Annotated in this window: 16 protein-coding genes and 1 pseudogene; all 17 read right to left on the reverse strand. The window is 37.1% G+C overall.

All coding sequences use genetic code 11. The features are described 5' to 3' along the window. Nucleotides 1–112 precede the first annotated feature (112 nt). Nucleotides 113–712 carry a dipicolinate synthase subunit B gene (gene dpaB, locus FH036_RS07740; RefSeq protein WP_001049480.1) on the reverse strand — a complete coding sequence of 200 codons (600 nt, stop codon included), beginning with the start codon at nt 710–712 and terminating at the stop codon, nt 113–115. Beyond that, nucleotides 709–1,611 carry a dipicolinic acid synthetase subunit A gene (gene dpaA, locus FH036_RS07745; RefSeq protein WP_000954733.1) on the reverse strand — a complete coding sequence of 301 codons (903 nt, stop codon included), beginning with the start codon at nt 1,609–1,611 and terminating at the stop codon, nt 709–711. The genes dpaB and dpaA overlap by 4 nt, the downstream gene beginning before the upstream one ends. Before the next feature lie 238 nt (nt 1,612–1,849). Further along, nucleotides 1,850–2,101, reverse strand: a complete 252-nt coding sequence (locus FH036_RS07750) for a YlmC/YmxH family sporulation protein (RefSeq protein ID WP_001239750.1) — start codon at nt 2,099–2,101, stop codon at nt 1,850–1,852. 126 nt (nt 2,102–2,227) lie between these two features. Continuing rightward, on the reverse strand, nt 2,228–3,469 hold the full coding sequence (locus FH036_RS07755) for a M16 family metallopeptidase (protein ID WP_000592994.1): 1,242 nt from the start codon (nt 3,467–3,469) through the stop codon (nt 2,228–2,230). Nucleotides 3,470–3,555: 86 nt separating this feature from the next. Next, nucleotides 3,556–4,455 (reverse strand): polysaccharide deacetylase family protein, encoded by a 900-nt coding sequence (locus FH036_RS07760; RefSeq protein ID WP_000857421.1) that lies wholly within the window; start codon nt 4,453–4,455, stop codon nt 3,556–3,558. A gap of 152 nt (nt 4,456–4,607) precedes the next feature. Then, the gene (gene pnp / locus FH036_RS07765) at nt 4,608–6,746 is read right to left on the reverse strand and encodes a polyribonucleotide nucleotidyltransferase (protein WP_000076746.1); all 2,139 of its coding nucleotides are present in this window, start codon (nt 6,744–6,746) and stop codon (nt 4,608–4,610) included. Nucleotides 6,747–6,906: 160 nt separating this feature from the next. After that, on the reverse strand, nt 6,907–7,176 hold the full coding sequence (gene rpsO / locus FH036_RS07770) for a 30S ribosomal protein S15 (protein WP_001229392.1): 270 nt from the start codon (nt 7,174–7,176) through the stop codon (nt 6,907–6,909). A 100-nt stretch (nt 7,177–7,276) separates the two neighbouring features. After that, a complete protein-coding gene (gene ribF / locus FH036_RS07775) occupies nt 7,277–8,248 on the reverse strand; it encodes a bifunctional riboflavin kinase/FAD synthetase (RefSeq protein WP_000766720.1) in 972 nt (323 codons plus the stop codon). A gap of 43 nt (nt 8,249–8,291) precedes the next feature. Beyond that, nucleotides 8,292–9,215: a tRNA pseudouridine(55) synthase TruB gene (gene truB, locus FH036_RS07780; RefSeq protein ID WP_000399340.1), complete on the reverse strand. Its 924-nt coding sequence runs from the start codon at nt 9,213–9,215 to the stop codon at nt 8,292–8,294. An 86-nt stretch (nt 9,216–9,301) separates the two neighbouring features. Then, nucleotides 9,302–9,658, reverse strand: a complete 357-nt coding sequence (rbfA, locus tag FH036_RS07785; protein WP_000776445.1) for a 30S ribosome-binding factor RbfA — start codon at nt 9,656–9,658, stop codon at nt 9,302–9,304. A gap of 15 nt (nt 9,659–9,673) precedes the next feature. Continuing rightward, on the reverse strand, nt 9,674–9,955 hold the full coding sequence (locus tag FH036_RS07790; protein WP_000582364.1) for a DUF503 domain-containing protein: 282 nt from the start codon (nt 9,953–9,955) through the stop codon (nt 9,674–9,676). Beyond that, nucleotides 9,952–12,012 (reverse strand): translation initiation factor IF-2, encoded by a 2,061-nt coding sequence (infB, locus tag FH036_RS07795; RefSeq protein WP_000036341.1) that lies wholly within the window; start codon nt 12,010–12,012, stop codon nt 9,952–9,954. Before infB ends, FH036_RS07790 begins: the two co-directional genes overlap by 4 nt. Before the next feature lie 4 nt (nt 12,013–12,016). Beyond that, a complete protein-coding gene (locus tag FH036_RS07800) occupies nt 12,017–12,328 on the reverse strand; it encodes a YlxQ family RNA-binding protein (protein WP_001286523.1) in 312 nt (103 codons plus the stop codon). Then, entirely contained in the window at nt 12,329–12,601 is a 273-nt protein-coding gene (gene rnpM, locus FH036_RS07805) for an RNase P modulator RnpM (RefSeq protein WP_000071128.1), read from the reverse strand. It abuts the gene before it with no gap. Between the two features lie 11 nt (nt 12,602–12,612). Beyond that, nucleotides 12,613–13,719, reverse strand: coding sequence for a transcription termination factor NusA (gene nusA / locus FH036_RS07810; protein WP_000102609.1), 1,107 nt, complete (start codon nt 13,717–13,719; stop codon nt 12,613–12,615). 17 nt (nt 13,720–13,736) lie between these two features. Beyond that, nucleotides 13,737–14,207 carry a ribosome maturation factor RimP gene (gene rimP, locus FH036_RS07815; RefSeq protein ID WP_000359097.1) on the reverse strand — a complete coding sequence of 157 codons (471 nt, stop codon included), beginning with the start codon at nt 14,205–14,207 and terminating at the stop codon, nt 13,737–13,739. Between the two features lie 332 nt (nt 14,208–14,539). Beyond that, nucleotides 14,540–15,955: pseudogene (locus tag FH036_RS07820) on the reverse strand (PolC-type DNA polymerase III); the annotation flags it as partial. Nucleotides 15,956–15,994: the final 39 nt, after the last annotated feature.

Genomic DNA, 15,994 nt, shown 5'->3' on the forward strand with positions numbered 1-15,994 from the left:
TAGAATGAGAAGGAGTATACAATACCCCTTCTAATCTTAATAACGTTAATTTTATCATATTCTACAGTAAGAATGATGGTTTCATCGAAAATTGTCCGTTTTTTTTCGTTTTTTAATTCATATATCTGAATTTTTCTACGACAACCGGTTGCAATTGCTTCCCTTGCAGCGCTTCTAATACTGTATCTTCCAGTAACTCCATGCGAGCTACCATTGAATTTGGTTTTTTCTCTGGTGCGTCTTGACCGAATGGGACGAAGTAGATGTTTTTTGTGGCCATTAGGCGCATGAGATTTACCCCATTAAGTCCCAACGCATCATTCGTCGAAACAGCCAATACGACGGGCTTACCATTTCTTAGCGTCGCTTTCGCTGCCATTAATACCGGAGAGTCTGTCATTGCATTAGCAAATTTACTCATAGAATTTCCTGTTAGTGGTGCAATTACCATACAATCTAGTGGAATTTTAGGTCCTAGTGGTTCTGCGCCAACGATTGAATTAATCGCTTTAAAACCTGTTACTTCTTCAATCTTTTTAATCCACTCTGCCCCTTCTCCAAATCTCGTATTTGTTGATTGAACAGTGTAAGAAACAACTGGACGCACTTCAGCTCCCTCAGCAATTAACTTTTCTAAATGAGGCATTACTTCTTCGTACGTACAGTGTGAACCAGTAAAACCAAACCCTATTCTTTTCCCTTTTAAATTCATTCCCCATTCTCCTTTCTTGCAATTACATCTTCTGCTAATAACTGAGAAAGAACGTTCGCTAAAATTTGTCCTGCTGTTTTTGGAGCAACAATACCTGGTAATCCAGGTGCTAACAGCGCTTTAACTCCCCTTTTTTCCGCATATCTAAAGTCGGTACCACCTGGTTTAGAAGCTAAATCAATTACTAACGTATGGGCCGGCATTTTTGAAATGACATTTGCTGTCACAACGAGATGCGGAATTGTATTAATGACAATATCGATATCCCCTACTTCTTTCTCAATGTCCTGCATATGAAAAGGAGAAAACATCATTTCTGTAATACGTGCAATATGTTCCGATCGTCTTGCTCCAACTTTGACATGGGCTCCTAATGATTGAAATGCTCTGGCAACGCTCATCCCTGTTCTACCAAATCCTAAAACCATTACATTAGAACCATGAATTGTATAGTCGGTATGTTGAATTACCATCATTAATGTACCTTCTACAGTTGGTATAGAATTGTAGATTGCCACATCATCACGATCAAATAATTTAATTAGTTTACGGTTTGTAGTAGATACGAGATTTTCCAAGTAAGGCGTACCAATACCTGAATATATAGTAAAATGTTCTGGTGTATTTTCAATTTGTTCTTTCGTTATAGAAACTTTTTCGTTTGAAAAAATAGTATCTACTTCTCCCTTGGCATTTGTACCTGCAACTGGCAAAATAATTGCATCTACAGAAGTGAAATCTAAATTTTGTATACTTTCTTTTGCTGCCCCTGTGAAGCCATGGTCTAACTGATCAAACCCTATCAATGAAAGTTTCGCATCCAATTCAACGAGCTTGCGAATTACTTCTAGCTGTCTTGCATCTCCTCCTATGACAGCAATATGCATCTCAGTCAACATTCCCTAATTCACCTTCTTTTTCTGTCATTTATAAGAAAAGTGCCTACTTTTTCTTTTTCCTCCACATCATATGTAATGTACGAGTTTTAGGTGATTGAAAAACAAAAAGCACCTATCATGTATCCCGCTATTTGTATGTGGGAAGGCCCTACCTCAAAATTCGGCATAGGAAAAGATATTCTGTTGGATTTTGCTCTGAGTAAAATGAACAAAAAAAGATGACCAAAATGGCCATCTTTCACTTCGAATTTGAACGATCTGTAATATCGCAAAGAATCATATCATGACCCACTTTTTTTATTTGACTCCATGCTACTCTTATTTCTTGTGGTTCCTTTTTAAAACCTCCCCATTTCCCAGCAGGTATAATAAGAGCCTGTATTTGTCCATCCTTCTCATCAATCTCTAAATCCACATAACCTAAAACCCCCATTTTTTCTGCTCTTTCTAAATTAACAATTTCTTTCCCACTTAGTTCACTTAATCGCATACTCTCTCCCCCTACCCAAATTATTCATTTAAGTTATCCATAATTAGTACCTATTCTATATACCCACAAAAAATAACCGTATCTCATTTAAAAGAGATACGGTTATTTTTAAATCATATATATTAATTACAGTTTTATTCCTTTTGGAAGTTTTCCATCTGGACTAATTAATGCTGCAGAAAATTCATCTGTAAACATGTTACGAATTAACTCATCTACATTTTCTTTCGTTACAGTGTTTACACTTTCAATAATCTCATCAAGTGAACGGTGCTTACGAAGTAGCAATTCATTTTTACCATTACGGCTCATACGACTATTCGTACTTTCTAAACTTAACATTAAGTTTCCTTTTAATTGTTCTTTACTATTCATAAGCTCTTTTTCTGTAATACCTGTATTTTTCAATGTTTCTAATGTTTCTTGCATTGTTTCATACAGTGTATCTAATTGTTGGCTACCTGTTCCACCATAGAGCGTTAACATACCTGTATCTTCATAAGAAGAATGGTAAGAAAATACTGAGTAAGCTAACCCGCGTTGCTCACGTACTTCTTGGAATAAACGGCTACTCATACTACCGCCTAAAACGTTATTTAATACAATTAAGTTATAAATATCTTCGTGTCCCATTTGTAAGCCTTTATATCCTAAACATAAATGAGCTTGTTCTGTTTCCTTTTTACGTGCTACCTTATTAAAATGGAAAATTGGGCTATGTACTTGTTCACGGTTTGTCGTTCCTTCATAACTACCGAAATATTGCTCTACTGTTTGTAAAAAGGCTTCATCAATATTTCCTGCAATTGATACAACTACATTTTCAGGTGTGTAATGATCCTTAATATATTGACGTAGCGTATCACCTGTAAACGTATTAAGCGTTTCTTCTGTTCCTAAAATAGGATATCCAAGCGGATGCGTTTCATATGTTGCTTTCGTTAACATATCATGCACAATATCATCTGGAGCATCTTCGTACATTTTAATTTCTTCACATACGACATTCTTCTCTTTTTTCAGTTCTTCTTCATCAAATGTTGAATTAAAGAACATATCTGCTAATACATCTAAAGCATATTTAGCATGCTCGTCTAGCACTTTTGCATAGTAACAAGTGTATTCTTTTGAAGTAAAAGCATTCACTTGCCCACCAATGCTATCAAATGATTCTGCAATTTCACGTGCACTACGTGTTTCTGTTCCTTTAAAGAACATATGCTCTAAAAAGTGAGAAATCCCGTTATTTTTTTCATTTTCATTTCTTGATCCTGCATGGATCCAAATACCAATCGCAACCGATCTTACAGTTGGTATATTCTCCATAACTATTCTTACACCATTTTTACAAGTATATTTTTTAATCAAAAACTTTCCTCCTACTGCCAGTTTCTCTAAATAAATGCTATTATTTAATGATAACAAGTTTAAGGATGAATGTCATGCAAATGTATTTAATCTACACGTTTTTCATCCAGTAATTCTGTTATATTCCCTACTTTATATCCTTGTTCCTTCAATTTTGTAATCATTGTATCTAATGCTTCTGTTGTGGACGAAGTAGGATGCATTAATACGATAGCACCTGGATGTATTTTTCTCATTACTCTCTGCAATAGTACACCTGGCTCAGGTCGCTTCCAATCAATTGTATCAACAGTCCACATAATCGTTCCCATTTGAAAATCATCTGCAATTTTCACGACTTCATCCCGAAAACTTCCACTCGGCGGTGCAAACCATCTTACCTTTTGATTCGTAGCTGCTTCGATCATTCGATTTGTTTTTTGTAACTGATCTCTTATTTCATCAGACGATAACGTTTTCATATTAGGGTGTGTGTAAGAATGATTTCCAACTTCTTGATTTGCATCGACAATCATTTTTGCAAATCGTAAATTTTCTTTCACCCAACGTCCTTCTAAAAAGAAAGTCGCCTTCACATCATGTTTTTTCAATATTTCTAATATACGAGGCAAATACTCATTTCCCCATGCCACATTTATTGTTAACCCGACCATCTTTTTATCCGGATGACCTCTATAAATTGGTGCTGGTGATAAATCTTCTAAGTGGACACTCGGTGATACTTCCTTGAATTCAAGATGTTTTTGATCAAACTGCTTTAATTTCTTCATATTGTTATAGGATGCTTCCATATCAACTTGTCTTCCATTATATCCTGGTGTTGCTTTCCATATCTTATCAATCATCGCATTTTGCGGTGCAATCTCATATTGTTTTGCATGCTTTTGAATTTCTTCATATAAGTGATCCTGTGCAAAAACAGAATAAGAACCTGCACTGACATATAAAAAGAATATACATATGTATGCCAATATACGAGTTTTCATATAAACCCTCCCATTAACTATATAAAAAACCATTTTCCTTCTTATCTTTGTTAATTTGAGCGTTATAATGAAAACTATACCTATACTGACATAAAAATATATGCAAATCATATTTTTACATAACAAAAAAAGCCAGTTAAACTGGCTTTTGCTTATTGCTGCTCTTGTTTGTTTTCTTCTTTAGCAGCTTCTTTTTCTTGCTCTTCTTTTAGCAATACTTTTCTAGATAAATTCACGCGACCTTGCTTGTCAATCTCGATAACTTTAACTGTAATTACATCACCGATTTTCACAACGTCTTCTACTTTACCTACACGCTCAAGTGCAAGTTCAGAAATGTGAACTAATCCATCTTTACCGCTGAATAATTCAACGAAAGCACCGAATTTCTCAACACGTTTCACTTTTCCTTCGTAGATTTCACCTACTTGTACTTCGCGAACGATATCCTCGATAATTTTCTTAGCTTTGTCGTTCATTTCTTGATTTATTGAAGAAATGAATACTGTACCATCTTGCTCAATGTCAATTTTAACGCCAGTTTCTTCAATAATTTTATTGATTTGTTTACCGCTTGGTCCGATAACGTCACGGATTTTATCTGGGTTAATTGTCATTGTAATAATCTTTGGAGCGTACGCTGATAATTCAGTGCGTGGCTCTGCAATTACAGATAACATATGATCTAGAATGTGCATACGACCAACTTTCGCTTGTTGTAATGCCTCTTCTAAAATTTCACGAGATAGACCATCGATTTTAATGTCCATTTGTAGTGCAGTTACACCGTGTGCTGTACCTGCTACTTTAAAGTCCATATCACCTAAATGATCTTCCATACCTTGAATATCAGTTAAAATTGTGTAATGCTCACCTGATTTAACTAGGCCCATTGCAATACCTGCAACTGGAGCTTTAAGTGGAACACCAGCATCCATCATTGCTAAAGTACTACCACAAATACTTGCTTGTGAAGTAGAACCATTTGATTCTAATACTTCAGATACAAGACGTACTGTGTATGGGAAATCTTTTTCAGACGGAATTACAGGCTCAAGAGCACGTTCTCCTAGTGCACCGTGACCAATTTCACGACGACCTGGTCCACGCATCGGTCTTGTTTCACCAACACTAAATGATGGGAAATTGTAATGGTGCATAAAGCGTTTTGATTCTTCTACACCAAGGCCATCTAAAATTTGCACATCGCCTAATGCGCCTAATGTACAAATACTTAATGCTTGTGTTTGTCCACGTGTGAATAAACCAGAACCGTGTGTACGAGATAAAATGCCAACCTCTGATGCTAATGGACGGATTTCGTCACCTTTACGGCCATCTGGGCGGATTTTCTCAACTGTAATAAGACGACGTACTTCTTCTTTTACAATTTTATATAAAATCTCATTTACTTGTCCTAATGTATCAGCATCAGCTTCTTGCGCTTCGTAATGCTCAATTACACGCTTTTTCACTTCGTTAATTGCATCTTCACGTGCATGTTTCTCATGTACTTGAATTGCAGAATGCATATCCTTCTCAGCCATTTCACGTACAGCTTGGTTAAGATCAGCGTCAACTTCATAAAGTTTCACTTCTGATTTCTCTTTACCTACAGCTTGTACAATCTCTTCTTGGAATGCAATTAGACGTTTAATTTCGTCATGGCCAAACATAATTGCTTCTAACATTGTTTCCTCAGGCACTTGATCTGCTCCTGCTTCAACCATGTTAATTGCATCTTTCGTACCAGCTACAACAAGGTGAATATCACTTTGTTCTTGCTGTTCTACTGTTGGGTTGATAACGAATTCGCCGTTAATACGACCAACTGTTGCACCCGCGATCGGACCTTCAAATGGAATGTCTGAAATCGATAACGCTAATGAAGAACCAAGCATAGCTGCCATTTCAGAAGAACAATCTTGATCAACACTCATTACGATGCTGACAACTTGTACTTCGTTACGGAAACCATCTGCGAAAAGTGGACGAATTGGACGGTCGATTAAACGACTTGCCAAAATTGCTTTTTCACTTGGACGACCTTCACGTTTAATGAAACCGCCAGGAATTTTTCCGACTGCATATAAACGCTCTTCATAGTTTACTGTAAGTGGGAAGAAATCTACATTTTTTGCTTCTTTTGATGCAGTTGCTGTAGATAGAACCGCTGTATCGCCATATCTTACTAATACTGCTCCGTTCGCTTGCTTTGCAAGCTGACCTGTTTCAACTGTTAGCTGGCGACCAGCTAAATCTATCGAGAAGACTTGCTTTTCTTGACTCATTTAAGTACCCCTCTCAATTTAAAGTATTCAATTCTTCTATGTAAATGGATAGTATATCACAATATTCTACCTCTAGTATTACCGAAAATGAAGTAAGCTATAAAGAGTAGAAGATATATTTTTACCTAACAAAAAAGCGGGAATATTCCCGCTTCTTTGACTATCGACGTAAGCCAAGCTTTGTGATTAATTCACGGTAACGTGTGATATCGCTATTACGAAGGTAAGTTAGTAAGTTACGACGTTTACCAACCATCTTTAATAGACCACGACGTGAATGATGATCTTTCTTGTGAGTACGTAAGTGCTCGTTTAGAGTGTTAATTTGCTCCGTTAGGACAGCAATTTGAACCTCTGGAGAACCAGTATCAGTCTCATGAGTTCTAAATTGTGCAATGATTTCATTTTTACGCTCTTGTGTTAAAGCCATCCTATTTCACCTCCTATTAATTAAACCCCCGATTACCTAGCAAGCGTCGGTGAGTCGCAATGCCAAGCAATGGTTGTCATAAAGTACATAACATAGAATACTACTTTTCATTTGAAAAAGCAAGTATATTATTTTCGTTCGCAAAATATTCTTGTGCTGTTTTCTTATCTTTTGCGATTTGTTCAACTAACTCATCGATGCCATTGAATTTCTTCTCTTCTCTTATACGCATATGCCACTCTACTGTAACATTTTGATCATATATGTCTTTGTTAAATTCAAATAAGTGCACTTCAATGGATAGTTGGCGCTCATCTTCTTTAAAGGTTGGTTTATATCCAATATTACATACACCATCGTACCATTCATCGTGAACTTGTAATCTCACTGCATAAACACCTACAGGTGGTAATAGATACTCATCACTTAAACCTACATTAGCTGTGGGGAAACCAATTTGACGTCCACGTTTATCACCGTGTACAACCGTTCCCGCTACTGTATATGCTCTACCTAAAATAGATGGAATTTGCTCCATTTCGCCATTTCGAATTAACTTTCGTAATGCTGTAGAACTTACTTTCTCTTCTTGAAATTCAACTTTTTCAATCACAGTCTGTGTAAACTCCCCTCTTGCATGAAATGGTAAAGTCTCCATCTTTCCTTTTCCTAAACGTCCATATGAATAATCAAATCCTGCTACTACATGCTTTACATTTAAACCAATAATATAATCATCTACAAATTGTTGTGGCAATAAGCCTGCAAATGATTCATCAAATTTAACAACATATAATATATCGATACCTAAACTCTCGACTATTTTTTCTTTATCACACATCGGTGTAATATACTCGGCATGCGCTTCTTTTTTACCTAAAACAACAGATGGATGCGGATAAAATGTCATCACTGCACTTTTATATCCTCGTTCATCCGCTATTTGTTTCGCAGTTCGAATCACACATTGATGTCCTAAATGAATGCCATCAAAAAATCCTAATGCCATTACAGTAGGTGGTAATTCTAATTTATTTTGTTCATGTGGATGAGTTAAATGAATAAGTTTCACGCTTGAATTCACCTTTTTCTGTAATAATCCTTCCAATAATTCATTATAGCTTTAGTTCTTGATTATTCACAAGTACTTTCATCGGCTTTAGCATACCAGGGTGTTTTGGATGGTGCTCATAAATTGCAAGGCAGCGATCGTTTTTATCAAACACTGTTATAAATGGCGCCGTTATTTGCGATTCATTTTTTAAGAACATACCATTTTTTATTTTTTCTGCTTGCTTTTCATCTACAACCATTTTTGGGAATTTACTTAATGCTTCATCAATTGAAATGAAGATAGACTCTACTGTTTCATTTTGCACGTTTTCTTCAATTTCTTCAAATGATATGCAATCTTCTAATAAAAATTCACCCGAAGCTGTTCTTACAAGGTGAGACATATGGGATGGAAAACCAAGTTTTTCACCAATCATTACGGCTAACGTTCTTACATATGTTCCTTTACTACACGTTACACGGAAACGGAATGAAATATTTTCTCCTTCAAACACTTCACGGTCATCTAGTAATACAAATTCATGAATTGTAATTGTACGAACTGGACGTTCAACCTCTTGTCCTGCTCTTGCATATTCATATAATTTTTTTCCGTTAACTTTTACAGCCGAAAACATCGGAGGCATTTGCTCAATCGTACCTGTTAATGCCGCAAGAACCTCTTCCACTTCTTTACGAGTAATAACACGATCTACATGTTTCGTTTCCACAACTTCACCAGAAGCATCTTCAGTTGTTGTTGAAAATCCTAATGTCACTTCACCTTCATATGTTTTCGTTTCACTTGTTAAAAATTGTGCAATCTTTGTTGCTCGCCCAACACAAATCGGCAATACTCCTGTTACATCTGGATCTAATGTTCCTGTATGACCAATTCGTTTTTCACGCAATATCTTTCTTAATTTAAATACACAATCGTGTGATGTCATGCCTTTTGGCTTATGTAATAATACTACACCTTCCATATATGTTCACCTCATCGTAATTCTTTCATAATCATTACCTAAAACTTATTTTACATTGAAAAAATGGATAGACAAATGTCTATCCATTATTCTTCACGTTTACCGTCTTTATTAATTTGATGTAAAAGTGTATCAATTCGATGACCATATCCGATAGACTCATCAAATTCAAAGGAAATTTCAGGTGTTTTACGAAGACGAATACGTTGGCCAATTTCTGAACGAATGAAGCCTTTTGCCTTCGCTAAACCTTTTAGTGTACTTTCTTTCTGTTCTTCATCACCTAAAACAGAAATATACACTGTAGCAATTTGTAAATCTCCACTCACTTGTACATCTGTTACAGTAACAAATCCGACACGTGGATCTTTAATTTTACGACTGATGATGTCGCCTAATTCTTTTTTCATTTGCTCGCCTACACGGTTTGCACGTAATTTCATAACTCTTCACCTCATTCAATACCATTCCAATTGTGTTATCGTACGTTCAATTTCAGGAAATGAATCGATGTACTCAAGTACACGATTCATTTCTTTTTCACAAATAACACGATTAGAGGATACAGAAACAATTGCAATTTCCGTACGTTGCCATACATCTTGATGCCCTACTTCTGAAACAGCTACGTTATAACGCTGCTTCACTCGAGTTAGCACCCGTTGCAAAATTGCTCGTTTCTCTTTTAAAGAATGCACATCGTAAATCATACACTCGAATGAGAGTGAAGCGATTATCATCGCTTCACTTCTTCCATAATGTATGCTTCAATAATGTCCCCTTCTTTAAGATCATTATATCGCTCAATTGTAATACCACACTCATAGTTTTGTGCAACTTCTTTTACGTCGTCTTTGAAACGTTTTAACGTATCAAGTTGTCCTTCGAAAATTACTACGCCATCACGGATAATACGCACGCCACTATCACGTGTAATTTTACCGTCTGTTACGTAACAACCTGCGATTGTTCCAACTTTTGTTACTTTAAACGTTTGACGTACTTCTGCTTGACCGATTACTTTTTCTTCGAATTCTGGATCTAACATACCTTGCATCGCTGCTTCGATCTCTTCGATTACTTTATAAATAATACGGTGTAAACGAATATCAACGTTCTCTAATTCAGCTGTACGCTTCGCATTCACATCTGGGCGTACGTTAAATCCAATTACAATTGCATTAGATGCAGAAGCTAAAATGATATCAGATTCTGTAATCGCACCTACGCCTGTATGGATAATTTTAACTTTAACACCTTCAACATCAATTTTACGAAGTGATGCTGCCATTGCTTCTACAGAACCTTGTACGTCTGCTTTCACAATTAAGTTAATTTCTTTTACATCGCCCTCTTGGATTTGTTGGAATAAATCTTCAAGGCTTAATTTAGATTTTTCACCACGTTGAGCAAGTAACGCTTCTTGTGCACGTGATTCACCGATTTGACGAGCTTTCTTCTCATCAGCGAATGCCATGAAACGATCTCCCGCTTGTGGTACTTCGTTTAAACCTGTAATTTCAACAGGAGTTGATGGACCAGCAACTTTTACACGACGACCAATATCACTTACCATTGCACGAACACGTCCGAATGAAGTACCAACAACGATTGGGTCTCCAACTCGAAGCGTACCGTTTTGAACAAGTAATGTCGCGATAGTTCCTTTACCTTTATCAAGCTGTGCTTCAATTACAGTACCAGTTGCATAGCGGTTTGGATTTGCTTTATATTCTTCTACTTCACTTACAAGAAGAATCATTTCTAGTAAGTTGTCAATTCCTTCGCCTTGAATCGCTGAGATTGGTACGAAGATTGTATCTCCACCCCATGCTTCTGGAACTAATTCATATTCTGTTAGTTCTTGCATTACGCGATCAGGATTCGCAGCTGGTTTATCCATTTTATTCACAGCAACAATAATTGGTACTCCTGCTGCTTTCGCATGGTTAATTGCTTCAACTGTTTGTGGCATAACACCGTCATCAGCTGCAACAACAAGGATTGTAATATCCGTTACTTGTGCACCACGAGCACGCATCGTTGTAAACGCCGCGTGACCAGGTGTATCTAAGAATGTAATCTTCTTGTCATTTACTTCAACTTGGTATGCACCAATATGCTGAGTAATTCCACCTGCTTCGCCAGCAGTTACTTTAGAGTTACGGATAGAGTCAAGTAATGTTGTTTTACCATGGTCAACGTGTCCCATGATTGTAACTACAGCTGGACGCTCTTTTAAGTTCTCTTCATCATCTTGCTCATCGATAAATGTTTCAAACTCAGTCTCGCTGACAATTACTTCTTCTTCTACTTCAATACCGTAGTCGTTAGCAATTAACTCAATTGTGTCTTTATCTAAGTCTTGGTTAATTGTTGCCATAATTCCAAGCATGAAGAGCTTCTTAATAATTTCAGATGGCTCTTTGCTTAATTTCTTAGCAAGATCACCTACTGTAAGGCTTCCAGAGAAAGTAATTTTATCTGGTGTTTCTACAGTTTGTGTTTGTTGTCTTCCAGCAAAGTTCTCTTGACGCTTGTCTTCGTTTCCTTTGCCTTTTTTCTTTTTCTTATTGCTGTTCTTTTTACTACGAACAACTTTTTCTTCTACTTCAAACTCATCTGCAACAGAAGGTTTTTCAGCTTGATACTCATTATCTAATTTGTTTACTACTTCATCGTCTAACATTGTCATATGATTCGAAACCTCGATATTCATTTCTTTTAGTTTTGTCATAAGATCTTTACTTGAGATATTATGTTTTTTCGCATATTCATGCACTCGAATTTTACTCATACCTTCACCCCCGGTAATTTGTATCGAGCATGCTACGCAGCTTTTTCGCAAAGCCCTCATCTAACACAGCTACAACGACTCGCTCATCTCTCCCAATCGCATGCCCTAATTGTTGTCGATTTTCGACCTTTCTCATTGGTACGTTGTAGTACGTCGTTTTATCTGTGATACGCTTTGTAGTATTTACTGACGCATCTTCAGATAGCAACACAAGTTTTGCTTTGCCACTTCGTACTTCCTTTAAAACGAGTTCTTCACCCGAAATAATTTTTCGAGCCCGGTTTGCTAGTCCTAAAAACGATTTCCAATCGGACACTTATTTCGACTCCTTCTCAACAAGCTCAAGAAGCTCTTCATAAAGAGAACTGTCGATTTTCGCTTTTAGATGATGTTCCAAAACATTTTTCTTTTGAGCTTGAAGAATGCTCTCTTTATCTTTTGATAAATAAGCACCTCGTCCTGATTTCTTTCCAGTTAAATCAATAGACACTTCTCCCTCTTTGGAACGAACAATGCGAACGAGCTCTCGTTTTGATTTCATTTCTTGCGTTGCAACACATTTTCGTAACGGAACTTTTCGATTGCTCATACTCATCACCTCTACTCGATTTCGTCTTCAACTGAATCGAATCCGAATGCGACTACGCTATCTTCTTCTGTTACAATTCCAAGTTGTTTCGCATCAGACTCACTCTTAATATCAATTTTCCAACCTGTTAATTTAGCTGCAAGACGTGCATTTTGTCCACGTTTACCGATAGCTAATGACAGTTGGTGGTCTGGAACAACAACAGTTGTTGCTTTCTCTTCTTCATCTACAAGTACTTTCACAACTTGTGATGGGCTTAAAGCATTGGCAACATATTCTACTGGATCATTTGACCAGCGAACGATGTCAATCTTTTCACCTTTTAGTTCGTCTACAATTCGTTGTACACGTTGTCCTTTCGGTCCTACACAAGAACCTACTGGATCAACATCAATGTTCTCTGCATGTACTGAGATTTTAGAACGATCTCCTGCTTCACGTGCTACAGAACGAATTTCAACCGTTCCATCATAAATTTCAGGAACTTCCATTTCGAATAAACGTTTTAAAAGACCAGGATGTGTACGTGATACGTAAATTTGTGGTCCTTTTGTTGTTTTTTCTACTTTTGTAATGAATACGCGAATACGATCATGTGGTTTGTACTGTTCGTTCGGCATTTGCTCACTTACAGGTAATAAAGCTTCTACTTTCCCTAAGCTTACATAGATGAAACGAGCATCTTGACGTTGTACGATACCAACCATGATATCTTCTTCACGATCACTAAACTCAGAGTAAATAACACCACGCTCTGCTTCACGCACTCGTTGTGTTACAACTTGTTTTGCAGTTTGTGCTGCAATACGACCGAAATCTTTTGGTGTTACTTCAATTTCTAGTACGTCACCATCTTGATAGTTTGGATTAATTTGTCTTGCTTCTTCAACAGAAATTTCAAGACGTGGATCAAACACATTATCAACAACGTCTTTACGTGCTAAAACTTGGATTGTTCCCACTTGTGGGTTAAAGCTCACACGAACGTTTTGTGCTTGGTTAAAATTGCGTTTATAAGCAGAGATTAACGCTGCTTCAATCGCATCAATAATAATATCTTTGCTAATTCCTTTTTCTGACTCTAATACGAGCAAGGCATCTAACAACTCAGTGCTCATGAAGATCCCCCTTCTAACTAAAACGTAACAGCAAGTCGCGCATTTGCAACTTTGTCCATTGGAATTTGGATTTCTTTTTTACGTGTTTTAATTGTTAATAATAGTGTAATTGTAGTACCATCGTAGGAAAGCATTTTTCCTTCAAACATCTTTTCACCATCAATCGGCTCATATGTTTTAATTGCCACTTGTTTTCCTACCGCTTGCTGGAAGTCTTTCTCTTTCTTTAATGGACGTTCTGCTCCAGGAGATGACACATCCAAAAAGTAAAGATGAGGAATTGGATCCTCTTTATCTAAAGCTTCGCTTAAACGTTCACTCACCGCACCGCATTCTTCAATGTCGACTCCCTTTTCAGAATCGATGAATACGCGTAAGAACCAGTCTTGTCCTTCTTTCACATACTCTACATCTACAAGTTCAAGATTTAACTCTTCAACGATTGGCTGCGCAAATGCTTCTACAACTTCTGTGACTTTCTTATCCATAAACAGCCTCCTTCCTGCCGCCATGTACCATTCACAAGAAAAGACCCCGTCCATAGAACGGTCTATCTTATTCTTTCTCGTTAGCTAACAAAAGCCCCTGCCGTTAAGCAGGGAATATCTGTCTTAGTATTACCAAATTTAAGAAGTAAAACTTGTAACAAAATATGTATATACGACAGAAATTTCTTACCTCTCCACATCAATAAAATGTAGATAGTAACACGAAAGAGTGGGTTTCCCCACTCTTCTTTTCACACAATATACATGACATGGTTATCTCGGTTAATAGTATACCATACCAAATGTTGATTTGCAAAGACTTTTCCTACCTATCAGAACAGCGATAACTGGTTTTGATCCGGCAAATCACCTAAACAACCTTGACTATCTAAATACTCAATAATTGTTTTCGAAACCTTACTACGCTGCTGCAAGTCTTCTTTTGATAAGAATTCTCCATTTTTACGTGCTTCCACAATACTTAAAGCTGCGTTTGTACCAAGACCAGGCACCGCATTAAATGGAGGGATTAATGAGTCTCCATCAATAATAAAGTCTGTTGCATGTGAGCGATATAAATCGACCTTTTGGAATGAGTATCCACGCTCACACATTTCAAGTGTCATTTCTAGTACCGTTAATAAACTCTTCTCTTTCGGTGCTGCATCTAAACCTTTTTGCGCAATTTCATCGATTCTTGCACGTATAGATGCTGAACCTTTTGCCATCGCTTCTACGTCAAAGTCATCTGCACGAACCGTAAAGTATGCCGCATAGAATAAAAGCGCGAAATGTACTTTAAAGTATGCGATACGCACAGCCATAAGTACGTAAGCAGCCGCATGGGCTTTCGGGAACATGTACTTAATCTTCTTACATGAATCGATATACCAACCTGGTACATTATTACTTTTCATGTCCTCTTCCCATTCTTCTGGTACACCTTTACCTTTACGTACTGACTCCATGATTTTGAAGGCTAATGATGGGTCTAAACCTTGATAGATTAAATATACCATGATGTCATCACGACAACCGATAACTTCACTCAGCGTACATGTACCGTTATAAATTAACTCATTTGCATTACCAAGCCATACGTCCGTACCATGTGATAATCCAGAAATTTGGACTAACTCTGAAAATGTCGTCGGTTTCGTCTCTTCTAACATCTGTCTTACGAATTTCGTACCAAACTCTGGTATACCAAGTGTACCTGTCTTACAGTTAATTTGTTCTTCCGTTACGCCTAACGATTCTGGCCCTGAGAAAATTTTCATTACTTCTGGATCATCCGTTGGGATTGTTTTTGGATCAATACCACTTAAATCTTGTAACATACGAATAACTGTAGGATCATCGTGTCCTAATATATCAAGCTTCAATAAATTATCATGAATAGAGTGGAAGTCAAAGTGTGTCGTTCTCCACTCAGCACCTATTGAATCTGCTGGATACTGTATTGGTGAGAAATCAAAAATGTCCATATAATCTGGCACAACGATAATACCACCTGGATGCTGTCCTGTTGTACGTTTTACACCGGTACATCCTGCTACTAAGCGGTCAATTTCTGCATTTCGAATCGTTAAGTTATGATCATTTGCATAACCCTTTACATATCCATAAGCAGTTTTTTCCGCAACTGTACCAATCGTTCCTGCACGATATACATAATCTTCACCGAACAGTACTTTCGTATAGTTATGGGCACGTGGTTGATATTCCCCAGAGAAGTATAGTGATAGGTAAGCATTTGATATTATCTCCAGCTTTTCCCCCACTCC

The sequence above is a fragment of the Bacillus sp. CD3-5 genome (assembly GCF_006349665.1).
In the GTDB taxonomy this organism is placed as follows: Bacteria; Bacillota; Bacilli; order Bacillales; family Bacillaceae_G; genus Bacillus_A; species Bacillus_A paranthracis.

Excerpts from the sequence above, each read along its gene's own strand:
- dpaB (WP_001049480.1), bottom strand. The coding sequence starts at position 712 with ATGAATTTAAAAGGGAAAAGAATAGGGTTTGGTTTTACTGGTTCACAC.
- dpaA (WP_000954733.1), bottom strand. The coding sequence starts at position 1,611 with ATGTTGACTGAGATGCATATTGCTGTCATAGGAGGAGATGCAAGACAG.
- FH036_RS07750 (WP_001239750.1), bottom strand. The coding sequence starts at position 2,101 with ATGCGATTAAGTGAACTAAGTGGGAAAGAAATTGTTAATTTAGAAAGA.
- FH036_RS07760 (WP_000857421.1), bottom strand. The coding sequence starts at position 4,455 with ATGAAAACTCGTATATTGGCATACATATGTATATTCTTTTTATATGTC.
- pnp (WP_000076746.1), bottom strand. The coding sequence starts at position 6,746 with ATGAGTCAAGAAAAGCAAGTCTTCTCGATAGATTTAGCTGGTCGCCAG.
- rpsO (WP_001229392.1), bottom strand. The coding sequence starts at position 7,176 with ATGGCTTTAACACAAGAGCGTAAAAATGAAATCATTGCACAATTTAGA.
- truB (WP_000399340.1), bottom strand. The coding sequence starts at position 9,215 with ATGGAAGGTGTAGTATTATTACATAAGCCAAAAGGCATGACATCACAC.
- rbfA (WP_000776445.1), bottom strand. The coding sequence starts at position 9,658 with ATGAAATTACGTGCAAACCGTGTAGGCGAGCAAATGAAAAAAGAATTA.
- FH036_RS07790 (WP_000582364.1), bottom strand. The coding sequence starts at position 9,955 with ATGATAATCGCTTCACTCTCATTCGAGTGTATGATTTACGATGTGCAT.
- infB (WP_000036341.1), bottom strand. The coding sequence starts at position 12,012 with ATGAGTAAAATTCGAGTGCATGAATATGCGAAAAAACATAATATCTCA.
- rnpM (WP_000071128.1), bottom strand. The coding sequence starts at position 12,601 with ATGAGCAATCGAAAAGTTCCGTTACGAAAATGTGTTGCAACGCAAGAA.
- nusA (WP_000102609.1), bottom strand. The coding sequence starts at position 13,719 with ATGAGCACTGAGTTGTTAGATGCCTTGCTCGTATTAGAGTCAGAAAAA.
- rimP (WP_000359097.1), bottom strand. The coding sequence starts at position 14,207 with ATGGATAAGAAAGTCACAGAAGTTGTAGAAGCATTTGCGCAGCCAATC.